The following is a 2,633-nucleotide window of genomic DNA, read 5'->3' on the forward strand; positions in this document are numbered from 1 at the left end:
AGTTGGCAGTTGGCCGGCGAGGGTGCCGAGGGCGCCGACGGCGATGATGCCGCCGAGGCAGCCGATGGCGGCGGCCGGGATGAACGCGCCGAACAGGCCGACGATGGTCGCCGCGGCGACGGTCGCGCCGGCGATGCCACCGAGGACGCAGCCGACGGCTCCGCCGCCGAGGCCGCCGACCAGGGTGGCGATGGTGGCGCCGGTCGAGATGGTGTCCTTCATGCGGTTCCAGGCGGCCTGTTCACGGTCGTATTCGGTCTTCCATGGCGCCTTGTCCTCGAAGGGGAGGGCGACCGGCTTGTAGGTCGCGTGCGCCATGTCCAGTTGTGGGGTCAGGGTGGCGGTGTGGTCCGCGATATCGGCGGCGACCGGGAACTCGAAGTCGTCCACCCGGAAGGTCAGCGGCACGCCGGTGAGGACGTTGCCGTTGGCGGCCTTGACTTCGAAGACGCCGTCCTCGACGACCATGGAACCGGCATCGGTCGTGATGATGGACTGGGTGTCGGTGTTCTGTGCGGTGAAGTTCACCGCGTCGTTGTCGGCCTCGGTGGCCGGGGCCGCGTTGACGGTGCCTGCGGTGACGCCTAGGGCGGCGATCAGCAGTGCCGACGTCGCGGCGAATTTCCTCATCAGCATTTGTTTGGAACCTCGATGTGAAGCGTTCGGAGGGGACTGGACCAGCAAAATCTAGACCAGCTAACGCGTGGTGAACCGTTTGTGACTATTTATTCAAATTTTGTTCACCATCGAGACCCGTGGCTTGGTGGGGTTTCGGAAATGAGGGTGCTGACCGGGGTTTTCCAGCCTAACCAAACTGGGCGTTCCGCTCTTTGGGAAGATCATGTGACGAAGGTCACAAATGAGACCTGATCGGCTGGCGGCACCGACTGCCGAGTCGGTCATCGCCGCGCCCGGTCGCCACGTAGAGTCGTGGGGGTGCGATTGCTCGTCACCGGCGGCGCCGGATTCATCGGCGCGAACTTCGTCCATCAGACAGTGTCCGACCATCCTCACACGACCGTCACCGTCCTCGATGCGTTGACCTACGCCGGGAACCGGGTCTCCCTCGATCCGGTGGCCGACCGCATCGACTTCGTGCACGGCGACATCGCCGACCTCGACCTGGTCGACGAACTGGTCAGTGGTGTCGACGCGGTGGTCCATTTCGCCGCCGAATCCCACAACGACAACTCCCTCGCCGAGCCGTGGCCGTTCCTGCAGACCAATATCGTCGGCACCTATTCGCTGCTACAAGCCGTGCGACGCCACGACGTGCGCTATCACCACGTGTCCACCGACGAGGTGTACGGCGACCTGTCGCCGGACGCCCCGTCGTTCACCGAGACCACCCCGTACAACCCGTCGAGCCCCTACTCGGCCACCAAGGCCGCCAGCGATCTGCTGGTCCGCGCGTGGACCAGGTCGTTCGGCGTGCGCGCCACCATCTCCAACTGCAGCAACAACTACGGGCCCTACCAGCACGTGGAGAAGTTCATCCCGCGCCAGATCACCAATTTGATCGACGGTGTCCGGCCGCGGCTCTACGGCGCCGGACACCAGGTGCGCGACTGGATCCACGTCGACGACCACAACCGCGCAGTGTGGGCCATCCTGCAGCGCGGTCGGATCGGGCAGACCTACCTGATCGGCGCCGACGGCGAGCTCGACAACAAGTCCGTGGTGCGGATGATCCTGGAGGCGTTCGGCCGCGATCCGCACGATTTCGATCACGTCACCGACCGGCCCGGCCACGACCAGCGCTACGCAATCGACGCGTCGCTGCTGCGCACCGAACTCGGCTGGGAACCGCGCTACGGAGACTTCCGCGCCGGGTTGGCCGCGACCATCCAGTGGTACCGGGACAACGAGTCCTGGTGGCGCCCGGACAAGGCGGGCACTGAGCGCGCCTACCTGGCGGCAGGCGAGCAGACGATCGGCGCGGGACGAGACTGAACCGAGTCGACCGCGACGCTGCGCTCGAATTCCGTTGCGGGTCAGCCCCGGACGATGATGTGTCACATCGCCGCGACCGGCGCCGCGGTCACGGTGACGGCCGGACCGACGGTCGGTGCCTTCGCCGCGGAATCGGTGCGCCGCGAGGAACAGGACTGTCACCAGCAGCGTGGAGAGTTGTACTGGACTACGCCGCGAAGTGACACTACGTGCAGGACACGGGCGATCCGTATCTCCCGCCGCGACGGCCGGTCGATCGCGATGAATTCCGGATCGGAATATTCGATATCAGATTTCGCAGTCAACCGGACGGTCGAGTGCATCGCAAATACGCGGTAACCGTAAGTGTCTCTGCGGTTTTTCAGTGTTTGTCCACCCTGCCGGCCGGCGCGCTGGCAGAAATAGAACTCCGCCCGCGCAGTGCGCGGGCGGAGTTCCACGACTCGTATCTGTATCTGTTGTGTTGTGCGAGTTCGGTTGTGGGTTTTACTTCGCGGGGTTGAACGGCTGGTTGATCGTCGTGAAGTACTGGATCGCGGCGCCGATGGCGACCGGGGCGGTGACCAGGAGTTGGCCGGCGAGGGTGCCGAGGGCGCCGACGGCGATGATGCCGCCGAGGCAGCCGATGGCGGCGGCCGGGATGAACGCGCCGAACAGGCCGACGATGGTCGCCGCGGCGA

At 65.6% G+C, this 2,633-nt stretch carries 2 protein-coding genes and 1 pseudogene; 1 reads left to right on the plus strand and 2 read right to left on the minus strand.

The features are described from left to right. The coding region (locus AB4Z47_RS30505; RefSeq protein ID WP_441956150.1) for a hypothetical protein at positions 1–636 on the minus strand (636 nt) is incomplete at its 3' end. A gap of 300 nt (positions 637–936) precedes the next feature. Here AB4Z47_RS30505 and rfbB point away from each other — a divergent pair. Further along, a complete protein-coding gene (gene rfbB / locus AB4Z47_RS30510) occupies positions 937–1,953 on the plus strand; it encodes a dTDP-glucose 4,6-dehydratase (RefSeq protein WP_441956152.1) in 1,017 nt (338 codons plus the stop codon). A gap of 486 nt (positions 1,954–2,439) precedes the next feature. Here the strand turns inward: rfbB and AB4Z47_RS30515 are convergent. Next, positions 2,440–2,633: pseudogene (locus AB4Z47_RS30515) on the minus strand (hypothetical protein); the annotation flags it as partial.

The sequence above is a fragment of the Nocardia sp. 2TAF39 genome, from assembly GCF_052114905.1.
Taxonomy (GTDB): domain Bacteria; phylum Actinomycetota; class Actinomycetes; order Mycobacteriales; family Mycobacteriaceae; genus Nocardia.